This is a genomic window from Flavobacterium sp. KBS0721 (assembly GCF_002007065.3).
GTDB lineage: Bacteria > Bacteroidota > Bacteroidia > Flavobacteriales > Flavobacteriaceae > Flavobacterium > Flavobacterium piscis.
The window spans coordinates 246,908-270,984 of the sequence record NZ_CP042170.1; the positions used below are offsets into that span (position 1 = coordinate 246,908).

22 protein-coding genes are annotated in these 24,077 nt (G+C 33.3%); 9 read left to right on the forward strand and 13 right to left on the reverse strand.

The features are described from left to right. Positions 1-221 precede the first annotated feature (221 nt). From lipA to B0M43_RS01220, 3 genes are all read left to right on the forward strand, one after another. Positions 222-1,088 (forward strand): lipoyl synthase, encoded by an 867-nt coding sequence (gene lipA, locus B0M43_RS01210; RefSeq protein ID WP_065450976.1) that lies wholly within the window; start codon positions 222-224, stop codon positions 1,086-1,088. Between the two features lie 89 nt (positions 1,089-1,177). Further along, the gene (gene gap, locus B0M43_RS01215; RefSeq protein ID WP_065450975.1) at positions 1,178-2,176 is read left to right on the forward strand and encodes a type I glyceraldehyde-3-phosphate dehydrogenase; all 999 of its coding nucleotides are present in this window, start codon (positions 1,178-1,180) and stop codon (positions 2,174-2,176) included. Between the two features lie 26 nt (positions 2,177-2,202). After that, on the forward strand, positions 2,203-4,374 hold the full coding sequence (locus B0M43_RS01220; RefSeq protein WP_078005899.1) for an ATP-binding protein: 2,172 nt from the start codon (positions 2,203-2,205) through the stop codon (positions 4,372-4,374). Positions 4,375-4,402: 28 nt separating this feature from the next. On the opposite strand, the gene lpxK is transcribed toward B0M43_RS01220, so the two are convergent. Genes lpxK through B0M43_RS01235 form a run of 3 tightly spaced genes read right to left on the reverse strand, consistent with a single transcriptional unit; the run spans position 4,403 to position 5,935 of the window. Continuing rightward, positions 4,403-5,425, reverse strand: coding sequence for a tetraacyldisaccharide 4'-kinase (gene lpxK, locus B0M43_RS01225; RefSeq protein ID WP_078005900.1), 1,023 nt, complete (start codon positions 5,423-5,425; stop codon positions 4,403-4,405). A gap of 4 nt (positions 5,426-5,429) precedes the next feature. Further along, positions 5,430-5,711, reverse strand: coding sequence for a Txe/YoeB family addiction module toxin (locus B0M43_RS01230; protein ID WP_078005901.1), 282 nt, complete (start codon positions 5,709-5,711; stop codon positions 5,430-5,432). Further along, positions 5,687-5,935, reverse strand: a complete 249-nt coding sequence (locus tag B0M43_RS01235) for a DUF2683 family protein (protein ID WP_078005902.1) — start codon at positions 5,933-5,935, stop codon at positions 5,687-5,689. Before B0M43_RS01235 ends, B0M43_RS01230 begins: the two co-directional genes overlap by 25 nt. A gap of 203 nt (positions 5,936-6,138) precedes the next feature. On the opposite strand from B0M43_RS01235, the gene B0M43_RS01240 reads away from it, so the two are divergent. The 3 genes from B0M43_RS01240 to B0M43_RS01250 all read left to right on the forward strand — a co-directional run bounded on the left by B0M43_RS01240 (position 6,139) and on the right by B0M43_RS01250 (position 9,057). After that, a complete protein-coding gene (locus tag B0M43_RS01240) occupies positions 6,139-7,233 on the forward strand; it encodes a Nif3-like dinuclear metal center hexameric protein (RefSeq protein WP_078005903.1) in 1,095 nt (364 codons plus the stop codon). Between the two features lie 3 nt (positions 7,234-7,236). Continuing rightward, entirely contained in the window at positions 7,237-8,016 is a 780-nt protein-coding gene (locus B0M43_RS01245; RefSeq protein WP_065450969.1) for a zinc ribbon domain-containing protein, read from the forward strand. A 180-nt stretch (positions 8,017-8,196) separates the two neighbouring features. Next, complete coding sequence (locus tag B0M43_RS01250) at positions 8,197-9,057, forward strand: alpha/beta fold hydrolase (protein ID WP_078005904.1); 861 nt, start codon at positions 8,197-8,199, stop codon at positions 9,055-9,057. A gap of 383 nt (positions 9,058-9,440) precedes the next feature. Here B0M43_RS01250 and B0M43_RS01255 read toward each other — a convergent pair whose 3' ends face one another. Continuing rightward, positions 9,441-10,121: a helix-turn-helix transcriptional regulator gene (locus tag B0M43_RS01255; RefSeq protein ID WP_078005905.1), complete on the reverse strand. Its 681-nt coding sequence runs from the start codon at positions 10,119-10,121 to the stop codon at positions 9,441-9,443. A 73-nt stretch (positions 10,122-10,194) separates the two neighbouring features. Here B0M43_RS01255 and B0M43_RS01260 point away from each other — a divergent pair, with 73 nt between their 5' ends. From B0M43_RS01260 to rluF, 3 genes are all read left to right on the forward strand, one after another. Beyond that, positions 10,195-11,349 carry a cytochrome P450 gene (locus B0M43_RS01260; RefSeq protein ID WP_078005906.1) on the forward strand — a complete coding sequence of 385 codons (1,155 nt, stop codon included), beginning with the start codon at positions 10,195-10,197 and terminating at the stop codon, positions 11,347-11,349. A gap of 10 nt (positions 11,350-11,359) precedes the next feature. Further along, complete coding sequence (locus tag B0M43_RS01265; protein ID WP_078005907.1) at positions 11,360-11,704, forward strand: antibiotic biosynthesis monooxygenase; 345 nt, start codon at positions 11,360-11,362, stop codon at positions 11,702-11,704. Between the two features lie 194 nt (positions 11,705-11,898). Continuing rightward, positions 11,899-12,756, forward strand: a complete 858-nt coding sequence (gene rluF, locus B0M43_RS01270; protein WP_078005908.1) for a 23S rRNA pseudouridine(2604) synthase RluF — start codon at positions 11,899-11,901, stop codon at positions 12,754-12,756. A gap of 74 nt (positions 12,757-12,830) precedes the next feature. On the opposite strand, the gene B0M43_RS01275 is transcribed toward rluF, so the two are convergent. From B0M43_RS01275 to B0M43_RS01315, 9 genes are all read right to left on the reverse strand, one after another. Further along, positions 12,831-13,757, reverse strand: a complete 927-nt coding sequence (locus tag B0M43_RS01275) for a magnesium transporter CorA family protein (RefSeq protein WP_078006168.1) — start codon at positions 13,755-13,757, stop codon at positions 12,831-12,833. Between the two features lie 210 nt (positions 13,758-13,967). Then, on the reverse strand, positions 13,968-15,356 hold the full coding sequence (locus B0M43_RS01280; RefSeq protein ID WP_078005909.1) for a DUF4173 domain-containing protein: 1,389 nt from the start codon (positions 15,354-15,356) through the stop codon (positions 13,968-13,970). 144 nt (positions 15,357-15,500) lie between these two features. After that, a complete protein-coding gene (locus B0M43_RS01285; RefSeq protein ID WP_055093284.1) occupies positions 15,501-15,791 on the reverse strand; it encodes a transcriptional regulator in 291 nt (96 codons plus the stop codon). 9 nt (positions 15,792-15,800) lie between these two features. Beyond that, positions 15,801-16,415, reverse strand: coding sequence for a hypothetical protein (locus tag B0M43_RS01290; RefSeq protein ID WP_078005910.1), 615 nt, complete (start codon positions 16,413-16,415; stop codon positions 15,801-15,803). A gap of 416 nt (positions 16,416-16,831) precedes the next feature. After that, positions 16,832-17,716 (reverse strand): bifunctional 5,10-methylenetetrahydrofolate dehydrogenase/5,10-methenyltetrahydrofolate cyclohydrolase, encoded by an 885-nt coding sequence (locus tag B0M43_RS01295; RefSeq protein ID WP_078006170.1) that lies wholly within the window; start codon positions 17,714-17,716, stop codon positions 16,832-16,834. Positions 17,717-17,853: 137 nt separating this feature from the next. Further along, positions 17,854-19,206, reverse strand: a complete 1,353-nt coding sequence (ffh, locus tag B0M43_RS01300; protein ID WP_072964887.1) for a signal recognition particle protein — start codon at positions 19,204-19,206, stop codon at positions 17,854-17,856. Positions 19,207-19,425: 219 nt separating this feature from the next. Then, positions 19,426-21,111 (reverse strand): MBOAT family protein, encoded by a 1,686-nt coding sequence (locus tag B0M43_RS01305; RefSeq protein WP_065450957.1) that lies wholly within the window; start codon positions 21,109-21,111, stop codon positions 19,426-19,428. A 1-nt stretch (position 21,112) separates the two neighbouring features. Continuing rightward, positions 21,113-22,444, reverse strand: a complete 1,332-nt coding sequence (locus B0M43_RS01310; RefSeq protein WP_246860184.1) for a GDSL-type esterase/lipase family protein — start codon at positions 22,442-22,444, stop codon at positions 21,113-21,115. Positions 22,445-22,526: 82 nt separating this feature from the next. After that, on the reverse strand, positions 22,527-24,011 hold the full coding sequence (locus tag B0M43_RS01315) for an SGNH/GDSL hydrolase family protein (protein ID WP_065450955.1): 1,485 nt from the start codon (positions 24,009-24,011) through the stop codon (positions 22,527-22,529). Positions 24,012-24,077 lie beyond the last annotated feature (66 nt).

Sequence of the window (24,077 nt, forward strand, 5' to 3'; positions counted from 1 at the left end):
AAAAATCAAGCTTGTGCTATAATTATTCTTCTTATTCAAATAAACAAACAAAAAATAGCCAATTTCACCAACATCATAATTTAAAAACAATAATTTAACACTAGAGCAAAATTATCGTTAAAATGGTTTTTCAAACTATAATGAGATCAATACCAAATTAAATGGTAAACAAATCATCAAATAAACTACATTGCTTATCTTTGTACTTTGAATTTTGATATATGGAAACAGTCATTGAAAATATACCAACTGGAAAACCGAAGTGGTTAAAAGTAAAACTTCCAATTGGACAAAAATATACTGAACTTCGCGGTTTGGTAGATAAATACAGCTTAAACACGATTTGTACCTCAGGAAGTTGCCCAAATATGGGTGAATGCTGGGGCGAAGGAACAGCTACATTTATGATTTTAGGAAATGTTTGTACACGTTCTTGTGGTTTTTGCGGTGTAAAAACCGGTAGGCCTGAAACGGTAGATTGGGATGAACCTGAAAAAGTGGCTCGTTCTATAAAAATCATGAACATCAAGCACGCTGTAATTACAAGTGTTGACAGAGATGATTTGAAAGATGGTGGTTCGATTATCTGGATCGAAACCGTAAAGGCAATTCGCAGAATGAACCCTAACACCACTCTGGAAACTTTAATTCCTGATTTTCAAGGAATAGAAAGAAACTTAGACCGAATCGTAGAAGCAAATCCTGAAGTAGTATCCCACAATGTTGAAACCGTTCGACGTTTGACTCGTGAAGTACGTATTCAGGCAAAATATGATCGTAGTTTGGAGGTTTTACGTTACCTGAAAGAAAAAGGAATTAACAGAACAAAATCCGGAATTATGTTAGGTCTTGGTGAAACTGAAGAAGAAGTTTTCCAGACGATGACCGATTTACGCAATGCCAATGTGGATATTGTTACTATTGGTCAGTACCTACAGCCTAGTAAAAAACATTTACCAGTAAAAGAATTTATTACCCCGGATCAATTTGCACGATACGAAAAATTTGGTCTTGAATTAGGTTTCCGTCATGTAGAAAGCGGTCCTCTTGTTCGCTCTTCATACAAAGCACAAAAACACATTTTATAAAAAGTTTTTATTCAATCGTTTATTTCTTTAATCGCACCAACGGTTAAACAAATAAACGATTGAACAATTTAAACAAATAAATAAAGCACTTGAAAACAAGAATTGCTATTAATGGTTTCGGAAGGATTGGTAGAAATTTATTCCGTTTACTTTTAAACCATCCTGATATTGAAGTCGTTGCCATCAACGATATTGCTGACAACAAAACCATGGCGCATTTGATAAAATACGACAGTATTCATGGGGTTTTGCCCTTTATTGTTAGTCATGACGAAAAAGGAATAATTGTTAATGAAAAACATTATTTATTTTTTCATGAAAAAAGCATTTCAAATTTAGACTGGAAAAGCCATAATATTGACTTTGTAATTGAGTCTACGGGAAAATATAAAACTCACGAAGAATTAAACGCACATATCGAAGCCGGCGCAAAAAAAGTAATCCTTTCTGCTCCATCAGAAGTTGATAGTATCAAAACGGTAGTATTAGGTGTTAATGAAAATATTCTGGACGGAAGCGAAAACATTATTTCGAACGCAAGTTGCACCACAAATAATGCTGCTCCGATGATAAAAATCATCGATGAATTGTGCGGAATCGAGCAAGCATACATCACAACAATACATTCTTATACTACAGACCAAAGTCTTCACGACCAGCCACATAAGGATTTACGCCGTGCAAGAGGCGCAAGTCAGTCAATTGTTCCAACAACTACAGGTGCAGCTAAGGCATTAACAAAAATTTTTCCTAAATTGCATGAAAAAATCGGAGGTTGCGGAATTCGTGTTCCCGTTCCCGACGGTTCATTGACCGATATTACATTTAATGTAAAACGCGCTGTTACTATTGAAGAAATAAATAAAGCATTTCAAGAAGCCTCAAAAACAAATTTAAAAGGAATATTAGATTACACAGAAGATCCTATTGTTTCTGTTGATGTCATTGGCAATACACATTCGTGTTTGTTCGATGCACAATTAACCTCTGTTATTGACAAGATGGTAAAAGTTGTGGGTTGGTATGATAACGAAATTGGCTATTCATCAAGATTAATTGATTTGATTTTGCGTACAAGAAAAACATAAGATTCATTGTAAAAGCATTGCATTACATGAAATACCACTTTTTTATTCTTTTTTGTTTTTTTAATTCATTTTTGTATTCTCAATCCAAAAAGAATACAGATAGTATTTTCTATTACAACAAGTTAGTTAATAAAAATCTGGGCAATAAAAAATATAAGGAAGCGGTTTACTATACCCAAAAATCTATCAATTTTTGCGAATTAAATCACAAACACGAAGGTTTAGCCAATCAAACATTTAAGCTTGGCAAAATTTACTACAAACAACATAAATATGATGAAGCCCTAAAAAGTTTTCATAGAAGTGTTGCTTCCTTTGACAGTGTAAAACCAACGTGTACCAAAGTGCTGGCACTGCATTATATTGGTGTAGCAAATACTGCAAAAGGTGATTATGAAATAGCTGCCATTTATTACAAAAAAGCAGAATTGCTTTTGAATCAGTTAAAAATGGTTGATCATGCCGAAGTTTTGAACTTTCAAAAAGCGATGGCATTAAAAACAAATAAGAATTTACCTCTTGCAGCAAAATCTTTTCACGAAATAATAGAAAAACCTGACAATCCTTCTATTCTAAAAACTAAGTCTGATGCCTATTATCAACTAGGGTTAATCGAAACACAGCTCAAACGAAATGATTCTGCTATAATTTATCTGGAAAATGCTTTAGACTATAATACAAAAAGCAATAATCTGGCTCAAAAATCAAAAATTATTTTAGCGATAAGCCAATATTACAAACAGCATAAAAATTTTGACCTCGCCTACTCTTATCTGGATGAACATTATCAGTTAGAAAATTATATTCTTAAATTAAAAAATGCGAAAATTGATCTTAATGAGTTCGAAAAATTCAAAAAAAATCAATCTTTAAACAATACCATTAAACGTGAAAGCGAAGAAAAAATTCAGCTAAAAACATATCGTTACTCTAAATTGGTCAGCATTTTGGCCATTGCCCTTATTTCGATTTTATCCCTTTTAAGCCTGGCATTATACAAAAACAATATTATTCGAAATCAAAACAATTTACTTTTAAGAGAGAAAAACAAAGAACTTGTTTTAGCCAAAAATAAAGCTGAAAAAGCATCAAAAGCAAGATCCGAATTTCTATCAACTGTAAGTCATGAGCTTCGGACGCCATTAAATGCGATTAACGGAATTACGCATTTACTACTAGAAGATAATCCTAAAAAAACACAATTAAAATATCTTGAATCTTTAAAATTTTCAGGAAATTATCTCACCACATTCATCAATGAAATTCTCGAAATTAATAAAATCGATTCTACAAAAGTCGAAATAGAAAACATTACTTTCAACTTAAAAGAATTGCTATTCAATATTCAAAGCTCCTTAAAAGAATTAGCCACTGCCAATAAAAACTATTTCAACCTTGAAATAGATGAATCAATTCCGGATAATTTAATTGGAGATCCTACTAAAATTTCTCAAATCATTTTAAATTTAATAAATAATGCACTGAAATTTACACAAAACGGAAATGTAAATGTAATTGCAAAGTTGTACACGAAAGAAGAAGATGGCGCTACAGTTTATTTTGAAATTGTAGACACAGGAATTGGTATTCCCGAAGACAAACTGCAAACCGTTTTTGAAAGTTTCTCTCAAGGTTCAATAGAAGTCAATCGCAAATATGGCGGAACTGGCTTAGGACTAACAATCGTTAAAAAACTGATTGAACTTTTAGGAGGCGAAATAAAACTAAAAAGTGAAGTGGGTAAAGGTTCTACTTTTACCTTTAAATTGAAATTCAAGATTAACAATGAACCTTTGGAAGTGGTAGAAGAAGCAAAACCCTATAATGACAAACAATTAAAACACAAATCGATTTTATTGATTGAAGACAACAAAATCAATCAGATGATTACGCGAAAAATGCTGGAAAACAAAGCCATTACCTGCGAAATAATAGATAATGGTGAAGATGCTGTTGAGCTTTTAAAAGTAAAACGATTCGATATGATTTTAATGGATGTTCATTTACCCGGAATCAACGGCACAACGGCTACAAAACTAATCAGGGAATTTGACAAAACCACTCCTATTATTGCATTAACAGCCATTTCGCTTGATGAAAACAGAGACATGCTTTTGTCATACGGAATGAATGATGTGATCACCAAACCTTTTGTACCAGATGAGTTTTACAGTACAATTGCGAAGTTTTTCGATTAATTTTTAAAGGCACTAAGGTTCTAAGTTCCTAAGATCCCGAGTTTAATTTAACGTACTCCAGAATTGACGCGTCAAAATTTTGGTGGTTATTGATAAATGTACTTTTTATTGGTAAATAATACAATTGAGAAGCTAGTTTAGAATCTTTTAAACGTACATAATCTTTTTCTGTTGTAACAATCTTTTTATTCTGAGCCTTACTCTGAATTGTTTCTAAGTCTGAATCTGAAAAATTATGATGGTCCGGAAAAGTCATACATTCGTCATTTTCATTTTTTAAATAATCAAAAAACGGCGTTGGTTTTGCAATTCCTGCAATAAGTAATTTTGGTTCTGATTTAATTTCATTTACAGCTATTTTTTTATTTTCACCGTAAATAGAATCATCATAATCGATAAAAGTAAAATAGACTTGCTGCGAACAAGTCAATTTCAATTTCAAACGAATTTCTGCTTGTTCTGTATCTGATAAATCTTTCGGGCATTTCGTGACAATTATAATGTTTGCCCTATTGGCTCCGCTTCTGCTTTCACGAAGATTTCCGGTTGGCAGCATAAAATCATCCGCATATAAATCACCGTATGAACTCAATAAAATATAGAAACCTGCTTTTACTTTTCGGTGCTGGTAAGCATCATCTAATAAAACAACCTGAGGCTTTTCATTCTGCGAAAGCAATTGTATTATCCCGTTTGTTCTGTTGGCATCAACCGCGACCTGAACATTGGGGAATTTTTGATAAAACTGAAATGGTTCATCGCCCAGAATTTCAGCATTTGAAGTCATATCGGCCAAAACAAAACCTTCAGATTTACGTTTGTAACCCCGGCTTAAAGTGGCAATTTTATATTTATCAGATAATAACCTGATTAAATATTCTATTTGAGGTGTTTTTCCGGTTCCGCCCACGCTTAAGTTTCCAACAGCAATAACCGGAATATCAAAAGATGTTGATTTTAGAATTCCTTTATCAAAAAGAAAATTCCTGATTGAAGTAATGAATCCATATAAAACGGCAAGCGGGAAAAGTAGTATTCGAAGTAATTTCATAAAGTTATTTATCGGAATAATGTCCCATCGCAGAGATTACAAAAACGGTTACAACTTCATCATCTACACGATAAATCAACCGATCTTTTTGATTAATTTTTCTTGACCAGAATCCTGAATATTCATATTTTAAAGGCTCAGGATTTCCAAAACCTTCATATGGATTATCAGTAAGATCTATTAAAATTTTAGCAATATTTTTAATAGAAATTTTATTTCCTGATTTTTTATGTTTTTCAATATCCTGATTTGCACTTTTAGTTACTTCAACCCTAAACTTCCCCATATATCATTTGGATCTAGCGTTGTAGTCTCGCCATTTTTAATATTTTCTTCTGCTTTTTTTACTTTTTCAATAAATTCAGAGCTATAAATGCTTGGCTCTTCATTAACCTGTCCATGAACTGGCTCAACGATCTCAATACCTTCGACACCTTTAAAAAAAGCTTCAAACATCGCCATAAATGCTTTTCCTGTCTTCGTTTGCTCGTTAATTTTTATTGTAGTCATAACTTTAGATTTTGAAACACAAAGATACAAAATTAGTATTACTCGTATTATCAGTATTACTGGTATTGCCAATTTACACAAACAATATTATTTAAATATTTTAAAATTGACAGGTTTATTCGTTAATTTGTTTCAGGTCTTAAGTTTCAAGTTCCTATATAAAACCTGAAACAAATTAAACCTAAAACCTGAAACAAAAAATAATGAAAATCAAAGAAATATTAGCAGTTCTCGAAGAAATGGCACCTTTGGCTTACGCCGAAGATTTTGACAATGTTGGCCTTTTAGTTGGCAATGCTGAAACTGATAGCACCGGAGTTTTAGTTTGTCATGATGCTTTAGAAAATGTAATTGATGAAGCTATCGCAAAAAACTGCAATCTGGTAGTTTGTTTTCACCCGATTTTATTCTCCGGAATTAAAAAAATTACGGGTAAAAATTATGTCGAGCGCACAATCCTGAAAGCCATCAAAAATGATATTGCTATTTATGCGGTTCACACAGCTTTAGATAATCATTCGGCGGGAGTTAATAAAATATTTTGCGATGCTTTAGGCTTAACAAATACCAAAGTTTTAATTCCGAAACAAGGTTTTATCAAAAAACTAGTTACTTATACGACTCCTGATAACTCTGATAAGGTTCGAGACGCTATGTTTGAAGCTGGGGCCGGAACGATTGGTAATTATGACAATTGCAGTTTTAATACTGAAGGTTTTTTTACTTTTCAGGGAAATGAAAACAGCAATCCTGTAGTTGGAGAACAAGGGAAATTGCATACAGGACGCGAAATAAAAATTGAAGTTGTTTTCGAAAAACATTTACAATCTAAAGTCCTGAAAGCACTTTTTGCCAATCATATCTACGAAGAAGTAGCTTACGAAGTGTATGATTTACAAAACGCTCATCAAAATATTGGTTTAGGAATGATTGGTGAATTTGAAACCGAAATGGATGAAAAAGATTTTCTGCTTTTGGTAAAAGATAAAATGATTGCCGACGGAATTCGCCATTCGGTCTTTACAGGAAAAAAAATCAAGAAAGTTGCCGTTCTGGGAGGCTCAGGAAGTTTCGCTATAAAAAATGCAATTCAGGCTGGAGCCGATGCTTTTTTGACGGCAGATTTAAAATACCATCAGTTTTATGAAGCAGAAAATCGACTACTTTTAGCCGATATTGGTCATTTTGAGAGCGAACGCTATACAAAAAACTATATTGTTGATTATCTTCGAAAAAAAATCCTTAATTTTGCCATCATTTTATCAGAAGAAAATACAAATCCAGTTAAGTACTTATAGAATATGGCGAATACGAAAGAATTAAGTGTTGAGGACAAGTTAAGAGCAATATACGATTTACAGCTTATTGACTCTAGAATTGACGAAATCAGAAACGTGAGAGGAGAACTTCCTTTAGAAGTGGAAGATCTAGAAGATGAAGTTGCAGGTTTAAGCACGCGTTCAGAGAAATTGAAAAGTGAACTTGAGGTTATTGAAGATCTTATCAAAGCAAAGAAAAATGCTATTGATGAGCACAAAGAGGTTATCAAAAAATACACAAAACAACAAGAATCAGTTCGTAATAACAGAGAATTTAATTCTTTGACTAAAGAGGTTGAATTTCAGGAATTAGAAATTCAATTGGCTGAAAAGCAAATCAAAGAAATGAAAGCTTCTATCGAACATAAGAAAGAAGTTACTTCTAACTTAAAAGAAAAACTTGACGCTAAAAGTTCTCACTTAAAACATAAAAAATCTGAATTAGATGCTATTATGGCTGAAACTCAAAAAGAAGAAATCTTCTTATCTGAGAAATCAGCTGAGTTCTCTGCTCAAATCGAAGAAAGATTATTAGCTGCTTATACTAGAATCAGAACTAGTGTTCGTAACGGATTAGCTGTTGTATCTATCGAAAGAGGAGCATCTGCAGGATCATTCTTTACAATTCCGCCTCAAACTCAGGTAGAAATCGCTTCTAGAAAGAAAATCATTACTGATGAGCACTCTGGAAGAATTTTAGTTGACAGCGCATTAGCTGAAGAAGAAAAAGAAAAAATGGAACAATTGTTCTCTAAATTCTAATACGAGTCCCGATTTTATCGGGACTTTTTTTTACTCAAAATTTTCCGCCACGAATTTCACTAATTTCACTAATTTTTATATCCTAAGAATAAAAATTCGTGCTAAATTTGTGAAATTCGTGGCGAATCTTTTTTAGATCTAGTTTCGAAAAATTATTTTTCTATCATTAAACTACTTGTTTTGGGAATTAAAAAAGGAATTCGGTTCATTACATTAAAATCGGTTGGGTCGTATATCAATTTTCTAAGTTATGTTCGTCCGCAAAAAGCTGTTGAACTTTCCTATGCCCTCTTTAGTCAGCCCAGAATTGGAAGACTGCAAAAAGAAGATTTACCCAAAATATTAAAAAATACTGAAACTGAAACGTTTCATCATAACGAACATCATTTTCAGACTTACATCTGGAAAGGTAACGAAACTAAAATTCTGCTTGTTCACGGTTGGGAAAGCAATGCCGCACGCTGGAAAAAAACCTTACCACATCTTCAAAAATCAGGAAGTACCATTATTGCAATTGATGCTCCCGCACACGGACAAAGCAGCGGCAAAGAATTTAATATTCCGCTTTATGCTGAATTCATTAATAAAGCGGTAGAAAAGTATCAACCCACAATTATTATTGGCCATTCGATTGGTGGCGCAGCTTGCGTTTATCATCAATATTTATTTCCCAATACAAGTATTAATAAAATGGTAATTCTTGGAGCGCCATCAGATTTAAAAACTTTGATCGACAATTATATTGCCATGTTGAGTTTGAATACCAAAATGTTTTCGCTTCTCGAGGGTAAATTCATAAATCGATTCAACTTTAAAATCGGAGATTTCTCTGCGCAAAAGTTCGCATCACAATTTAATGTTTCCGGCTTTATTGCGCACGATACTTCAGATAAGATTGTTGCTTTTGAAGAAGGGAAAAAAATTGCGAGTAATTGGAAGAATAGTCAGTTTATAGAAACTAAAGGTTTAGGTCACGGAATGCATGATGATGAATTGTATGAGAAAGTAATTGAGTTTTTGTTTTCTGTAGAAAAGGTTTAATGCCACTAAGGCGCTAAGTCGCAAAGTTTTTTTATTTCACCATTATACTTTGTCATCCTGAGGCACGAAGGATCGCACGAGTAATTCTGTTCCTAGAATCTCCAATCTATGTCGAGCTTCTTGTGTGATCTCTCCCTTCGGTCGAGATGACAAGATTGTGGTTACTTTCTATTAAAAAATTTTCCCGCAGATTTACCAGATATTGCTGATTTTTTTATTCAATTAAATCTGCTCAATCTGCCAAATCTGCGAGAGTTAGTCTGCTCATTTTTTGTCATCCCGAGGTACGAGGGATCTCCATAAGAAACTCCGCAATCAAAATCGCCAATCTTTGTAGAGCTACTTACGGAGATCCCTCGTACCTCGGGATGACAAAATTGTTTTTAAACAATAATTTTAAAAGACTTCAACATTTCTTTTTCTCCTTTTCCTGTTATTATAATAACTCTTGAATCTTTTGTTCTTCTTATCCAGTCCTGTTCCAACATTTTATTCAATAACAAAGTTCCTACTGAACCTGCGATATGATATCTTCTTTCGCTCCAGTCGAGGCAAGGTTTTAAGAATATTCGTTTTTGTTTTTTGGCGTCTCCAATATTAACTCCAAAATCTGAGAACCATTTTTCTCCTTCAGAAGTAACTTCGAAAGTATTATTCTTTTCAATAATTATTTTTTGTTCTAATAAACTATCGGCTAAAGCCACACCAATTTTACCTGCTAAATGATCGTAACACGTTCTGCAATATTTTATAGGAGGATAATTTTCTGTCTTCTTTTTTGCAGAAATCTCCGGTTTCGGAATCAGATTCGCCATTGCTTCAACGGCGTAGGCAACTTCTTTATTCGAAAATCGGTAATATTTATGACGGCCTTGTTTTTCGACAGAAATCAAATCGGCATCAAGAAGTTTTCCTAAATGCATACTGATGTTTTGAGCTGATGTTTCGATTGCAATGGCTAATTCAGTTGCAGTGAATGCTTTTCCGTCAAGTAAATTCCACAAAATTGACGCACGCGTAGCATCACCAATTAAAGTTGCCGTTTTTATAAACTGATCTTCCATTTTATTCCATAGTTAAATACAGACTGAACTATTCCCCTGTAAAGTTAAATAACTTTGTTAAAAATAAAATACAATGACCTCAAGTTTATTCGTTCAATCAGACATCCAGAATCCTTATTCAGTTTATAAATTAATGATGGACAAAAATCCTGTTTACTGGGATAAAACCAACAAAATCTGGGCAATTTATTCTTATCGATATTGTGTCGAAATTCTAAAAAACAATAAAGTCGAAATTCCGATTGTAAATCCAGATAATGAACAAAAACTGAATGAATTTGCTTTGAAAATTCTAGACAATCTAACACGATTATCAAATGGAATTCAACACGAAATTTCAAAAGAAATTGCAACGCTGTTATTTTCAAATATAAAATCAGTTAACATCAGCAAAATTACTTCGTCATTGATCGAAAATGATTTAGCTAACAATAAAATCGACTGGGTTAATTCTATCAGCAAAAAATTGCCGATCCTTGTTCTTTTAAAAAGTTTTGGTTTTGAAGAAAATGACTGTGATTTTATTTCAGAAGTAATAGACTCTTTTATCAAAATTATGCTTCCGCAGAAAACTGAAGAGCAAGTAAAATTTATAAATGAAATTTCAGCAAAACTTTATTTTACTGTTGAAAAACATCTTTCTTCACTACCCTTTTATGATTCTTTACTAATGAATATTTCGAATCAATATAATCTTTCAAAAGAAGAAATTAGTACAATTGCAGTTAGTAATTTTATCGGTTTATGTATTCAGAGTTTCGATGCCGGGCGCGGAATTTTGAGTAATTCTTTATTACAAATTATTCAAAACAAAACATTTTCAAACAGAATTGAAATAGAAAAATCGGTTATTGAAACCTTGCGCTTTGATCCTCCGATTCATAATACAAGACGAATCGCCATTGAAGATTTTTTCATCGGCGAAAGCCAAATTAAAAAAGGCGATTCAATATTAATTGTTTTGGCTTCTGCCAATCGAGATTCTCAAAAGTTTGAAAACCCTGTGAATTTTGATATTGAAAGAATCAATAACAATGAAAATCTAACTTTTGGAATTGGCGGTCATATGTGTCTGGCAAAATATTTTTCCATTCATTTGGCAACAGAAGCGCTTTGGCATTTATTTCAGAATTACAAATTTGTTTCATTGTTAGAAAGTCAAATTCAGTACGAATCCCTTATAAACGCCAGATTACCAAAAAGAATCTGTATTCAATTCAACAATTAAAATATAAAATATGATAGCAGTAATTTTTGAAGTAATTCCTAATGAAGGAAAAAAAGAAGAATATCTTGATATAGCTGCAAGTCTTCGCCCAGAATTAGATACTATTGAAGGATTTATATCAATAGAACGATTTCAGAGTTTTAGCAATCCTGATAAAGTTTTATCATTGTCTTTCTGGAAAGATGAAGAAAGTATTCAGCAATGGAGAAATCTCGAAATGCATCGTCATGCTCAGGCAAAAGGACGAAATGAAGTTTTTAAAGATTATCATTTAAGAATCGCCCATATAGTTCGAGATTACGGAATGTTTGATCGCAAGGAAACGCCTAGCGATAGTTCGCAGTTTCATTCTTAAAAAAGGTTCTAAGATTCTAAGACGCTTAGACCCTAAGGTTTTTCTTTTGATAGTCTTCTTTAGTTTTGTCATTGCAAGAAACGAGGAGTGACAAGATTGAGGAAAATCTAAAATCTGAAATCTGCAATACTAAGAAGTCTAACAATCTAAAGATCTAAAATCCAAGAAGTCTAAATTTTGCTTACTTTTGCAGTATGGAAGAGAATTTAAAACGTCTGAATAAATTTATTGGTGAAACCGGATATTGTTCCCGCCGTGAAGCCGATAAGCTTATTGAAGAAGGACGCGTAACAATAAATGGTGTTGTACCTGAAATGGGAACCAAAGTTTCGCAAAATGACGAAGTGCGTATTGACGGAAAATTGATTGTGGAGAAACACGAAAAATTGGTATACCTGGCTTTCAATAAACCTGTTGGAATCGAATGTACAACGAATCTTGAAGTTCGAAATAATATTGTAGATTATATTAATTATCCAAAACGTATTTTTCCAATTGGAAGATTGGATAAAGCCAGTGAAGGATTAATTTTCATGACGAATGACGGCGATATCGTAAACAAGATTTTACGCGCCAGAAACAATCACGAAAAAGAATATACGGTAACAGTAAACAAACCTATTACAGAACGTTTTATACAACGCATGGGAAATGGTATTCCGATTCTGGATACTGTGACCAAAAAATGTAAAGTAGAACAAATTAGTCAATTTACATTTAAAATCATATTAACGCAGGGTTTAAACCGCCAAATTCGTAGAATGACTGAATATCTGGGTTATGATGTTACGGCGCTTAAACGTATCAGAATCATCAATATTTCGCTTGATGTTCCGGTTGGGCGCTATCGTGATTTGACCGATGATGAAATCAAAGAATTAAATCATTTAATAGAACCCTCAAGCAAAACTGAAGAAGCAAGTTTTCCAAAAGTCGAAACTCCAAGTCCAAGACGAAGAACGGATTTTTTATCTAAAGATGATGTTCCTAAACGACGTACCGATTTTATATCAAAGGATGATCCCAGATTTAAGAAAAAAGGAGATTACTAAATTGATCCTATAAAAAAGACCCTTTCGCAGAACGAAAGGGTCTTTTTTATTTAATAGTTACCTAAATTATTTTATCAGAACCATCTTCTTCTTTTGAACAGATAAACACCAAAAATGGATAAGATTACCGATACTAAAAGTAATATCCAGATTCCGTATTTACTTTCTTCTAAACCGTTCGGCACGTTCATTCCGTATAAACTGGCGATTAAAGTAGGGATCATTAAAATAATAGAAATCGAAGTCATTTGCTTCATAATATTATTCATATTGTTCGAAATCACTGAAGCATAAGCATCCATCATTCCGGTCAAGATATTACTGTAAATATTGGCTGTATCTTGTGCCTGACTTAATTCGATATCAACATCTTCTAATAAATCCTGATCAAAATGTTCTCTTTTGGCTTTTAAATTTTTAATTCGATGAAACAAAACATCATTTCCTTTTAGGGAAGTAATAAAAAACACAAGACATTTTTCTATTTGCAAAAGTGCCTGTAATTCTTCGTTCTTGATTGACTTCTCTAAATTATCTTCGGCAAGCTTTATCTTTTGATTAATTTGTTTGAGGTATTTTAAATACCAAACACTTGAGGACAATAATAATCTTAAAACCAAATCAAAATTATCTTTTATGTGTATATTTTTGCGGTTGGTATATTGTACAAAATCAGAAATAATTTCGGTTTCGTAAAAACTAATGGTAACGCAAACATCTTCTTTAAAAATTAATCCAAGGGGAATGGTTTGAAAAGGCAGTTTAATATCATTACTTTTTACCGGAATACGCATGATAAACAAAGTCCAGCCGTCTTCTGATTCCATACGGGGTCTTTCGTCGATATCTTCAATATCATTGTAAAAGGCTTCAGGAACCTGAAGTTCTTCGAGTAAGTATTTTTTTTCTGTTTCTGAAGGAGACTCAATATTGATCCAGCAGTTTGGAGTCCATTCTTGTGTCTCGATTAATCCGTTGTTGTTTTTGTAAAAGGCTTTCATTTCAAAATTGCAGGGTTTTATCATAGCATTTTGAAAAGTTTCAAAAGCTATTTTAATTTAATACTAACGAATAATAATCGTCCATTGGAGAAGTTTTTTTTTAAGTGGTGCAAAAGTATCCTTTATTTTTAAAACCCAAAAGTTTAAAAGTATAATTAAATACTAAAAAACCACCTTCAGTATTTTACTAAAGGTGGTTTCAGGAAAAAATTATTTTTTATTATTCAAAAACTCATAGTACAATGCTTTTGATAAAAATGTTTTGTTCTGATATTCATCAATTTCTTCCTCTTTTCTAATTTCAATTAATTGTCCATCTAAATGAAGTTTTGAGAAATATTCTCTTCGGGCTTCATCATTAAAATTCAAACGGCTCAAAAATATCGGTTCGACACATTTGTTTACTGCAATATTATAAGTAGTAATAAGGTTTCCCCAGTTTACAAAACTGCACAGCAAAACCGTTCCGTAAAAATACCATACCATTTGATTTGCCAGATAAGCGTTTGTTTTTTGTTTTGTGATCTTTCGAAAAACAAAAACTAAACCTATAATGGCCAGGATTAGAAAAGCATAAACTCCCAATCGCTTATAAGTTAATCCGAAAACCGAAATGTATTCTGAGTTTTTAATAATGGTGCTTACGATCAAAAGCCCGTTTAAGACAATCCAGATTTTAGCCAGTTTTTTGAGATTAGCTGCTTTTTTATCAAAATTGAATCCGCCCTTGAAATAGAACATAATTACACCAACCGCCATAATAATTGAAAAAATTACTGAATTGACTCTTTCGTGTGTATCGGCACTTAAGTTTGATTTTTCTACTACTTCAAAAAATTGCTCGTAATTATAAGTTATGATGAATACTACGAGTAAAAAGTTGAGCAATACTAAAGTAATCTCACCACTTTTTCTTTCGAAATCTATATCTAAAAACGAAAATGTATTCTGACTTTTAATTTCGGCTATATTCTTAAAATCATTGTCTAATAAGTCATTTTTCTCATAACAAACTTCTGGTACCCAGTAATTCCAGAAACTGAAGGAAATGTAAAATCCTAAAATTCCAATTAAAATCACTTCGACAATATCGATATCTAAAGTATAATCTGTTAGTAAAGAAGAAAAATGTGAGCTACCGAAAGAATATGCTGTAAAAAAGACTATTATAAAAATCGTTGGGATAATGAAGTAAGCGACTAACTTCTTGGCAAAGTTGTTATGAATTTTTCTTTCCGGAAGCCATTGGCTGAAAATAAAAATACGACCAATGGAAGCGAATGCATTTAAAAATATTAACGGAAATACCTGTACAATTTTAAGTTTTGATTCCTGGGTTTTAAACTGTAAAAAGAGAATGGACATTGCCAAAGCCAAAAAAGAAACAAAATCTCCGTACCAGGCAAAAGCCAGACAAGATAAAACCGAAGTAACAACCAAGATCAAATGTGATCTGTCTGTAAACCGATCCTGAAAGAAATAACAGATTGAACCGGTTAATAATAGTCCAAAAATAGCGAGGTTTACTCCTATTGACTCGTTGTAAAAAAGCAGTGTAAATATTATACTGCAAGCTAGAATGATTTGATGTTTTTTCATTTTTGTTGATTTTATTTTTTTATTTGTTTACTATTTTATCAGCTTTTCTTAAAGGATTTTCCCATATTTAAGTGCTGATTTCATTTATTTCAATTTTAAAAGTACTTTGTGTTTCAAAGTGTTTAGACAAAAAAAATAGCGTTATTACGATTTCATTAATTTTTCGAGGTACGAAAGGTGTTCTTTAAAGGCCGCACGTCCTCTGGGAGTTACCTGATAAGAAGTTTTAGGCTTTTTGCCCACAAACTCTTTTTTGACTTCGATATATTCTGATTTTTCGAGCGCTGAGGAATGGCTGGCCAAATTACCGTCTGTGATGTTCAGGAGGTTTTTCATCTCGGTAAAATCAACCCATTCATTGACCATCAGAACGGACATAATACCCAATCTGACACGGCTTTCAAAATCTTTATTTAGTTTATCAATAATTCCCATTGCGTGGATTTATTTATATTTTTTGAACATTATTAGTCCGTACAAGATATGCAAAATACCAAAACCTACTATCCAAAAAACTAAACCATATCCGATATAAAAAAGAGAAATAAATCCTAAAAATAATTCACAGAATCCTAAGTACTTAACATCCGAAAACGTATATTTTTCTGCATTTACAAGTGCTAAACCGTAAAAAATTAAGGTAGCCGGAGCTACTAATCCATAAATTTCGTGGTATAAAAGTGCCAGACAAAATATGCCTCCGGCCAAAAGAGGAACCGCTAAATTGAACAACATATTTTTTGTTGCCGATGTCCAAATTGGTAAATCGTATTTTCTGCTTTTTCTAATGGTAAAGGTTAATCCGAAAACAAAAGCAAAGGCCAAAATGATTAATCCTGTAAAGAACAATTGAGACACCAAACCAGAAGTAATTGTGATTTGCTGGTCGTCGAAATATTCAATGCCATTTGCTTTGAATAATTGATAAACGTACAATCCGCCAATTAAAGCTGATAGGCCCGCAAAAACTCCTGAGAGTCCGCTTAGGGATATAAATCTTGAAGAGCGCTCCATCATGGAACGAATGTGTGCTAAATCTTCTTGGTGCTTCTGATTCATAAATAAAGTACTTTGTAGTGCAAAGTTATATTTTATTTTGAATTGACAAATAGAAAATTGATTTTTTTTTTATGAAGTCGCCTTAACTGTAATTTTTATATGCCACCCCGATGGGGTTCTGAAAGACAAAATTCATAGATATCTATAAATATATCGTCCCGATGGGACTCTATCATAAATTCGAATAGCGATTTAAATACTTATAATTTTGATGGACTTCATGAATGAACGTAAAGCTGCGTGAGGGATAGGAGCTGGCTACCGAAGTAGCGTGGATAGCCCGACCGTATTTACGAAAGGCGCACATAAGCGGCATGTTAAGTAGCGCCTTTTGTAAATACGGTCACGCCCAAAGTATATCAAACAACAAAGCCTACTCGATTGAATAGGCTTTGTTTATTTTTATTTGAAAAGAATTATTTTTTCGCGCTTCTCATTTTTCTTGCTAAAAGTGTATTTTTAAGTAACATTGCAATTGTCATTGGTCCTACTCCACCAGGAACTGGCGTAATAAATGATGATTTTTTACTTACTTCGTCAAAATCAACGTCGCCTTTGATTACGTAACCTTTTGGGTTTGATGCATCGTCTACACGAGTAATTCCAACATCTATAATTACAACTCCGTCTTTAACCATGTCTCCTTTTAAGAATTCAGGAACTCCTAAAGCGGTGATAATGATATCTGCATTTTTAGTGAATTCGGCTAAATTTTTAGTTCGGCTATGTGTTAGCGTAACGGTTGAATCTCCAGGATTTCCTTTACGGCTCATTAAAATACTCATTGGTCGGCCTACAATGTGGCTTCTACCAATTACTACGGTATGTTTTCCGGCAGTTTCTACGTTGTAACGCTCTAGTAATTGCATGATACCGAATGGCGTTGCAGGAATAAAGCTTTCCATCTCTAAAGCCATTCTCCCGAAGTTGGTTGGGTGAAAACCATCAACATCTTTATCTGGATCGATTGCCAATAAGATTTTTTGTTCGTCGATATGTTTTGGTAAAGGCAACTGAACGATGAAACCATCAAGATCGTCATCTTCGTTTAGTTCTTTGATTTTTGCCAGTAAAGCTTCTTCGGTAATATCTTCGGGTAAACTTACTAAAGTAGAATCGAAGCCTATTTGCTGGCAAGATTTTACTTTACTTCCTACGTAAGTTAAACTTGCCCCGTTTGTACCAACGATTACGGCTGCCAAATGAGGTACTTTTCCTCCGGCATCTTTTATCGATTGAACTTCGGCTGCAATTTCGTTTTTAATGTCTTCAGCTGTTTTTTTACCGTCTAGTAGTTGCATTATTCTGTAGTTAAAATGTTTCAGGTTTAAAGTTTCAAGTTTTAAAAAGCTAAAACTTGCGTTTATTTTAATCAAAAAAGTTTCAAGTTTTAGTCTCGAACCTGAAACTTTAAACTTGAAACTTTTTTCTTATTTTTTTATCTTGGCATTCCGCCTGGCATTCCTTTCATGCCTCCCATCATTTTCATCAGGTTTTTTCCGCCTGGACCTTGCATCATCTTCATCATTTTGCTCATTTGGTCGAATTGCTTCATTAACTGATTTACCTGCTCGACTTTGGTTCCGGAACCTTTAGCGATTCTGGCTTTCCTTTTTACGTCGATTATGGCCGGCTTGCTTCTTTCGATTGGTGTCATCGAGTGAATGATGGCTTCGATATGTTTGAAAGCATCATCTTCGATTTCTACATCCTTCATGGCTTTTGAAGCTCCTGGTATCATGCCAACCAGGTCTTTCATATTACCCATTTTCTTTACTTGCTGAATTTGCGTTAAGAAATCATCAAAACCAAATTCGTTTTTAGCGATTTTCTTTTGAAGTTTTCTGGCTTCTTCCTCATCAAATTGTTCTTGCGCTCTTTCTACAAGAGACACAACGTCTCCCATACCTAAGATACGCTCGGCCATACGATCCGGATAGAAAACATCAATTGCTTCCATCTTCTCGCCTGTACCTACAAATTTGATTGGTTTGTTTACAACGGTTTTAATCGAAATTGCTGCTCCACCACGAGTATCTCCATCTAATTTGGTTAAGATAACTCCGTCAAAGTTTAAGATATCGTTGAAGGCTTTTGCTGTGTTTACAGCATCTTGTCCTGTCATTGCATCAACAACAAACAAGGTTTCCTGTGGCTCAATTGCTTTGTGAACACGGGCAATTTCATCCATCATTTCTTTGTCTACTGCCAAACGACCTGCAGTATCGACGATTACAACATTGAAACCGTTTGCTTTTGCGTGTTTGATTGCGTTTTGAGCAATTTCTACAGGATTTTTATTTTCCGGCTCTGAATATACCTCAACGCCTATTTGATCTCCAACAACATGCAACTGATTGATCGCCGCAGGACGGTAGATATCACACGCTACAAGAAGTGGCTTTTTATTTTTCTTTGTTTTTAAGAAGTTGGCAAGTTTACCAGAGAAAGTTGTTTTACCAGAACCCTGAAGTCCTGACATCAAAATAATACTCGGATTACCAGAAAGATTGATTCCGGCAACATCGCCACCCATTAATTCAGTTAGTTCGTCTTTTACTAACTTCACCAATAATTGTCCTGGCTGAAGTGTGGTTAAAACGTCCTGACCTATTGCTTTTTCTTTTACTTTGGTAGTAAAATCTTTAGCAATTTTAAAGTTAACATCGGCATCTAATAAGGCACGACGAACTTCTTTTAAGGTATCGGCTACGTTTACTTCTGTAATTTTACCGTGCCCTTTTAATATATGGAAGGCTTTATCTAACTTATCACTTAAATTATCAAACATAATTTTTTCTTTATTTGAAGTGCAAAGATAATCTAATTAGGTATTTCAGGCAATTTTTATTTAAGTGCTTTTTTTGCCACGAAGTTTAGTTTTGCCACGAAGAGTCGAAGACACAAAGTTTGCTTTTTTTTTAATTTCTTTGAGCAAAAAATATAAAAAAGGCACAAAGAAAAAATAATCTTTGCGCCTTTGTGTCTTTGTGGCTATGAACCTTTTTTTTTAAAATTGGAAGTAAATAAACGGCTGTGAACCTGCCACAGCTGTAGCGTAAACAATCCAATAAACGAAACCAAGGATAATTGCTTTTCCTATTAATGGAGTTTTATCGAAAACAAATTTCATTTTTGATGTAATGGTTTCCGGTAAGAAATGCCAAACATATCCAAAAAGCATCAATAAGAATACATTTTTATATCCTAATATAATGGCTTGCCAATGTTCTGGTTCGAATGTTAGCTGACCAATATTGTTGATAACCTGTAAGGCTGTTTCGAAATCTCTGGCGCGGAAAAAGATCCAACAGAACACTACGAAATGAAATGTAATTACGATAGAGAAAAACGTCCATAAGAAATTTGAACCTTTTCCTTCTTTTTTGGATGGGAAAAATTCCATAAAAATTTTATGAACTGCTAATGCTAATCCGTGTAAGGCTCCCCAAACAATAAATTGTGCACCGGCTCCATGCCATAATCCCCCTAAAAGCATTGTAGTAAACAAATTGAAATTGGTTACCAATGTTTGATGCTTTTTCTTTGAAAGTAAAAATGTCAAAGAGAACAATACGATTGCCCCAATTGCTATACCTAACGGAATAAAACTCTCGTTTATATTTGACATTCCCCAAAGCAATAATCCGAAGAAGAATAAACTTGGGAATAAAAATCCCGCGAATGTTCCTTCACGATTTCCTCCTATAGAAATATACAAGAAATCTTTTAGCCAGGTTGATAATGAAATATGCCATCTTCTCCAGAAATCAGTGATCGAAGTTGATTTATATGGCGTTCTAAAGTTGGCCGGTAATTTGAACCCCAACAACAATGCGATTCCGATTGCCATATCTGAATATCCAGAGAAATCACAATAAATTTGAATAGCATATCCGTAAGATGCCATTAAATTTTCGAACGACGTATAATTCATTGGCGTATCGAAAACACGGTCGACAAAATTTATCGAGATGTAATTCGAGATTACAGTTTTCTTTATCAATCCGCCAATAATTAAAAACAAGGCGTTGTTTACATCTTGTTTAGTTAGATTTAATTTTTGGTAAATCTGTGGTAAGAAATCTTTTGCCCTAACAATTGGGCCTGCTACTAACTGCGGGAAAAACGAAACGAAAAATAAGTATTCGATGTAATTTTTTGTTGGCTTGATTTCTTCACGATAAATCTCGATAATGTAACTCATCGATTGAAACGTATAGAATGAAATCCCGACAGGCAGAAAAATATCATGAAGCTTATAGTTACCATGAAACATATCATTGAATGTTACAATCATAAAATTCATGTATTTGAAATAGCCCAGTAATCCTAAATTCAGGATCACACTGATAATCAAATAGATTTTCTTTCGACTGTCCTTTGCTTCTCTATAGATAATTTGGCTCAAGCCATAATCTACAACTGAGGAAAGCAATAAGAGTAAAAAGTAGATTCCGCTTGACTTATAATAAAAGAAAAGCGAGAAGAGAATAACGTATGTTAATCTCAAATAAAATGTTTTGCGTAAAAAAGCATACACAAAATAAAACACGAGAAACAGCCCTAAGAACAAACCTGTATTAAACAATAGTTTTTCTTCGGGATTGTATATAAACCAACTTTTAGCCTGTTCTAAAGTAACTGCACCGAAATTTTGAACAAACCAATTATTTATGTTATCTATTGTAATCAACTTACTTTTTTAATTTAAAATTATCGTATGCTTTTAAAAACGCCTCTGTAAACAAGTTTCCTTGTTTTTCGTATCCTTTCTTAGAATAATGAACCCAATCGGGCCCTATTAATCCTTGAGATTTTAATTGCTGGATTCCATGCATTCCTCCAAATTCATCATATAAATCCCACACAGCAACATTGTCCGTTTCTGTCATTTGAATTATACTTCTCGCATAATCGAATATGTAAGTATTAGTTCTTCTTCCTTTAAGCAAAGAAGGTGCTGGCGTACTAATAATTATCGGAACATTTATATTCTGCTCTCTCACTTTCTTAATAAACAGACGAATCTGTTCAATATAAGCCGAAGCTTCCATATGATCATAACTTTCATTAGTTCCAAAGGAAAGAACCAACATATCAGGATGCAAAGCTTTTAACTGCTCAAAGAATAAGGGATACTTGTTATAATCTGAGAATTTTGCACCGTTTACCCCTATTCCGCTGTACATAATTCCAGGAGCATCTTTTTCCAGAACGATTCCGTTAAGCGCATATTTATCAGCGTTTTTATTAGGAATCAGAAATATTTTATCCAATGCTTTATCAGAATGATAGGAATGAGAAAACGAATCAGATACAAGATCTAAAGTAACAAACTCTGAACTTGTAATGTTTTTAGGTTTCGTTTCATTTGTTAAGATCCTTAACGTTCTTCCTGCGCGAATGTTATTTGACTTCAGATGATTTTCTCTTTTAATTTCTGCAATCGAGATATTATATTTATCTGCAATTGTCGAAATGGCTTCGCCTTTTTTAATTTTGTGAGTAATGACTTTTCGTTCTGTTGACTGAATTGTTTTGGTTTGGGATGATGTAGCCAAATCAAACATATTCTCGTTTTTGGGCGTAATAATATGAATAGTATTAAACTTATAATTTGCCTCTTTTATACGCAATTCGATTGCAAAACCAGCATTGTCTCTCCATAATCCTATTCCGCTTAAACCAACAGGAACACTTTTAAAAGAATGAATGTTCCGATAACTTTCCCACACTCTGTTCGAATAGAAACGCTCATTATAAGATCCATTTGTTTTGGCTAATTGATAAGGAAAAACCAGCCCTCTGCCGGCATTGCCAAACTTTTGCTGAAGATTAAGCCTTATTTCATTGGTCATTAAATCACTCTGAATATGAGAATCTCCAATATGAACAATACTTATTTTCTGATTATTATGATCTTCGTTTTCTTTTAATTTCTTAAAAAAACTTCCTAAGACTTTTGCATTATAGATTTTATCCTCCGAAAAAGAATCAACTACTGCTCTATCTATCTTATGCATCATGTTTTTTGTTATTGGAATGGGATCTGTTTTTTGCACTTTATCGTTTGTTGCAAAAAAAAGACAACAAAAGAAAATCATTAATCTAGTCATTTACGCTATCATTTTTTACAGAAACGGAATCTGTATTTGTTTTCCTGACGGCTTTCCGCTTATTAACGTCAGTTTCTCTATTTCCTCGCAATGTTTTGTATTGCTCGTAACCTTTATTTAATTGATCGTATAATAATTTACCTATAGCTTTTGCTCCTCGCTGGTTAAAATGCGTATAATCTTTATTGGCTTTTGCCGGCGATTCATCTACCCATTTTACCATAGATCCGTCGCCTCCCATCAAAGTATACAGATTCACAAATCCGGATTCGGTTTCGAGTGCATATCTTTTTTGGGCTTTCATTAAAGGAACAACAGCAGAATCTGTTTTCATTTCCATATTATATTTGGTCGACTTATCAGCTGTTGAAATGATCAAAACAGAAACTCCAGGAAAAGATTCCTTTATTTTATTTACCGCTTTTGTCATTCCTTTTTGGTACCATGAATAATTCTTGGTTCCGTAGTTTAAAACGTTGGTTCCGTAATGTAAAATAACCAAATCGTATTTTAAGCTGTTATTGAATCCCTGCATTACATTGGCATTGAACATCGAAATTGGCAATCCTGAATTTCCTCTTTGTGAAAAATTATCAACATGAACTCCGCTTCCATTATCAAAATTAAAGCCATAAATTGGAATTGAATCCGCATGAATGAAATTTGCCTTGAATGCTTTTATACTTCCCGAAGTCACTTTTAATGTATTAATGAGATTATTCGGAACAAGGCTTTTTCGTAAAGTATCTTTTCCAATAATAAAATTTACATTTCCTTTTTTGGTTGATCTTCCGTAAAACAATGTAGGATTATCTAAAGTTGTTGCGTATTTATTAAGACCTGCCTCATATTGCACCCAGGTTGAATTTGCTTTATCATTTGCAAAAAAGACATGACCATTTACTCCAAAAGGACTTATCGGATTTTTGATATTTAAATACGATAGTGTTTTCCAGTTTTTAGAATAAGTAGATTTAACAGATCCTCTTGAAGCTGCAGATTCTGAAGTGATAGAAACAAAACCAACACCATTACCGCCAAAACGTTCCTGATAATTGGATCGAACATCCTGCACGATTAAATCTCCATCTGTCATGGAATCCCCGTAATAAGCGATTCTTACTTTTGCTTGTGGATTTTTTTCGAGCTGATATAATTTTTCATAAAAAGAAATCAGGTATTGATATCCTTTATAGTTATCGAAAGTTTCAGACGGAAATTCGATTCCTTCAGCAGCATCAAAATTGATTTTTTCTCCTGCTTCGTTTTTTTCACTTTCAGAAATACTGTCCCCTTTTAGCGCCAAGGAATCGTTTGCAACAGATTCTAAAAGCAAACTATCGATAAGTACATTTTTAGAATCTACTTTACTATCCGGAAAAATTTTATCTGGCAAGATTTGTTTAAATCCAATGAAAGCTACGAATGCCAATGCTACAATTGCAAAAGACTGAAAAAAATAAGATTTTGTATTCACTAGTAATAATAAATTTGAAGAAAGGATTAACTTTTTTTTTAAAATCAAAATGTCTGCTATTTCCTT

Excerpts from the sequence above, each read along its gene's own strand:
- B0M43_RS01275 (WP_078006168.1), bottom strand. The coding sequence starts at position 13,757 with ATGAAAGCCTTTTACAAAAACAACAACGGATTAATCGAGACACAAGAA.
- B0M43_RS01295 (WP_078006170.1), bottom strand. The coding sequence starts at position 17,716 with ATGCAACTACTAGACGGTAAAAAAACAGCTGAAGACATTAAAAACGAA.
- B0M43_RS01265 (WP_078005907.1), top strand. The coding sequence starts at position 11,360 with ATGATAGCAGTAATTTTTGAAGTAATTCCTAATGAAGGAAAAAAAGAA.
- B0M43_RS01255 (WP_078005905.1), bottom strand. The coding sequence starts at position 10,121 with ATGGAAGATCAGTTTATAAAAACGGCAACTTTAATTGGTGATGCTACG.
- B0M43_RS01290 (WP_078005910.1), bottom strand. The coding sequence starts at position 16,415 with ATGAATCAGAAGCACCAAGAAGATTTAGCACACATTCGTTCCATGATG.
- B0M43_RS01260 (WP_078005906.1), top strand. The coding sequence starts at position 10,195 with ATGACCTCAAGTTTATTCGTTCAATCAGACATCCAGAATCCTTATTCA.
- B0M43_RS01285 (WP_055093284.1), bottom strand. The coding sequence starts at position 15,791 with ATGGGAATTATTGATAAACTAAATAAAGATTTTGAAAGCCGTGTCAGA.
- B0M43_RS01235 (WP_078005902.1), bottom strand. The coding sequence starts at position 5,935 with ATGACTACAATAAAAATTAACGAGCAAACGAAGACAGGAAAAGCATTT.
- B0M43_RS01230 (WP_078005901.1), bottom strand. The coding sequence starts at position 5,711 with ATGGGGAAGTTTAGGGTTGAAGTAACTAAAAGTGCAAATCAGGATATT.
- lpxK (WP_078005900.1), bottom strand. The coding sequence starts at position 5,425 with ATGAAATTACTTCGAATACTACTTTTCCCGCTTGCCGTTTTATATGGA.
- ffh (WP_072964887.1), bottom strand. The coding sequence starts at position 19,206 with ATGTTTGATAATTTAAGTGATAAGTTAGATAAAGCCTTCCATATATTA.
- B0M43_RS01280 (WP_078005909.1), bottom strand. The coding sequence starts at position 15,356 with ATGAAAAAACATCAAATCATTCTAGCTTGCAGTATAATATTTACACTG.
- B0M43_RS01310 (WP_246860184.1), bottom strand. The coding sequence starts at position 22,444 with ATGATGCATAAGATAGATAGAGCAGTAGTTGATTCTTTTTCGGAGGAT.
- lipA (WP_065450976.1), top strand. The coding sequence starts at position 222 with ATGGAAACAGTCATTGAAAATATACCAACTGGAAAACCGAAGTGGTTA.
- B0M43_RS01245 (WP_065450969.1), top strand. The coding sequence starts at position 7,237 with ATGGCGAATACGAAAGAATTAAGTGTTGAGGACAAGTTAAGAGCAATA.
- B0M43_RS01240 (WP_078005903.1), top strand. The coding sequence starts at position 6,139 with ATGAAAATCAAAGAAATATTAGCAGTTCTCGAAGAAATGGCACCTTTG.
- B0M43_RS01220 (WP_078005899.1), top strand. The coding sequence starts at position 2,203 with ATGAAATACCACTTTTTTATTCTTTTTTGTTTTTTTAATTCATTTTTG.
- rluF (WP_078005908.1), top strand. The coding sequence starts at position 11,899 with ATGGAAGAGAATTTAAAACGTCTGAATAAATTTATTGGTGAAACCGGA.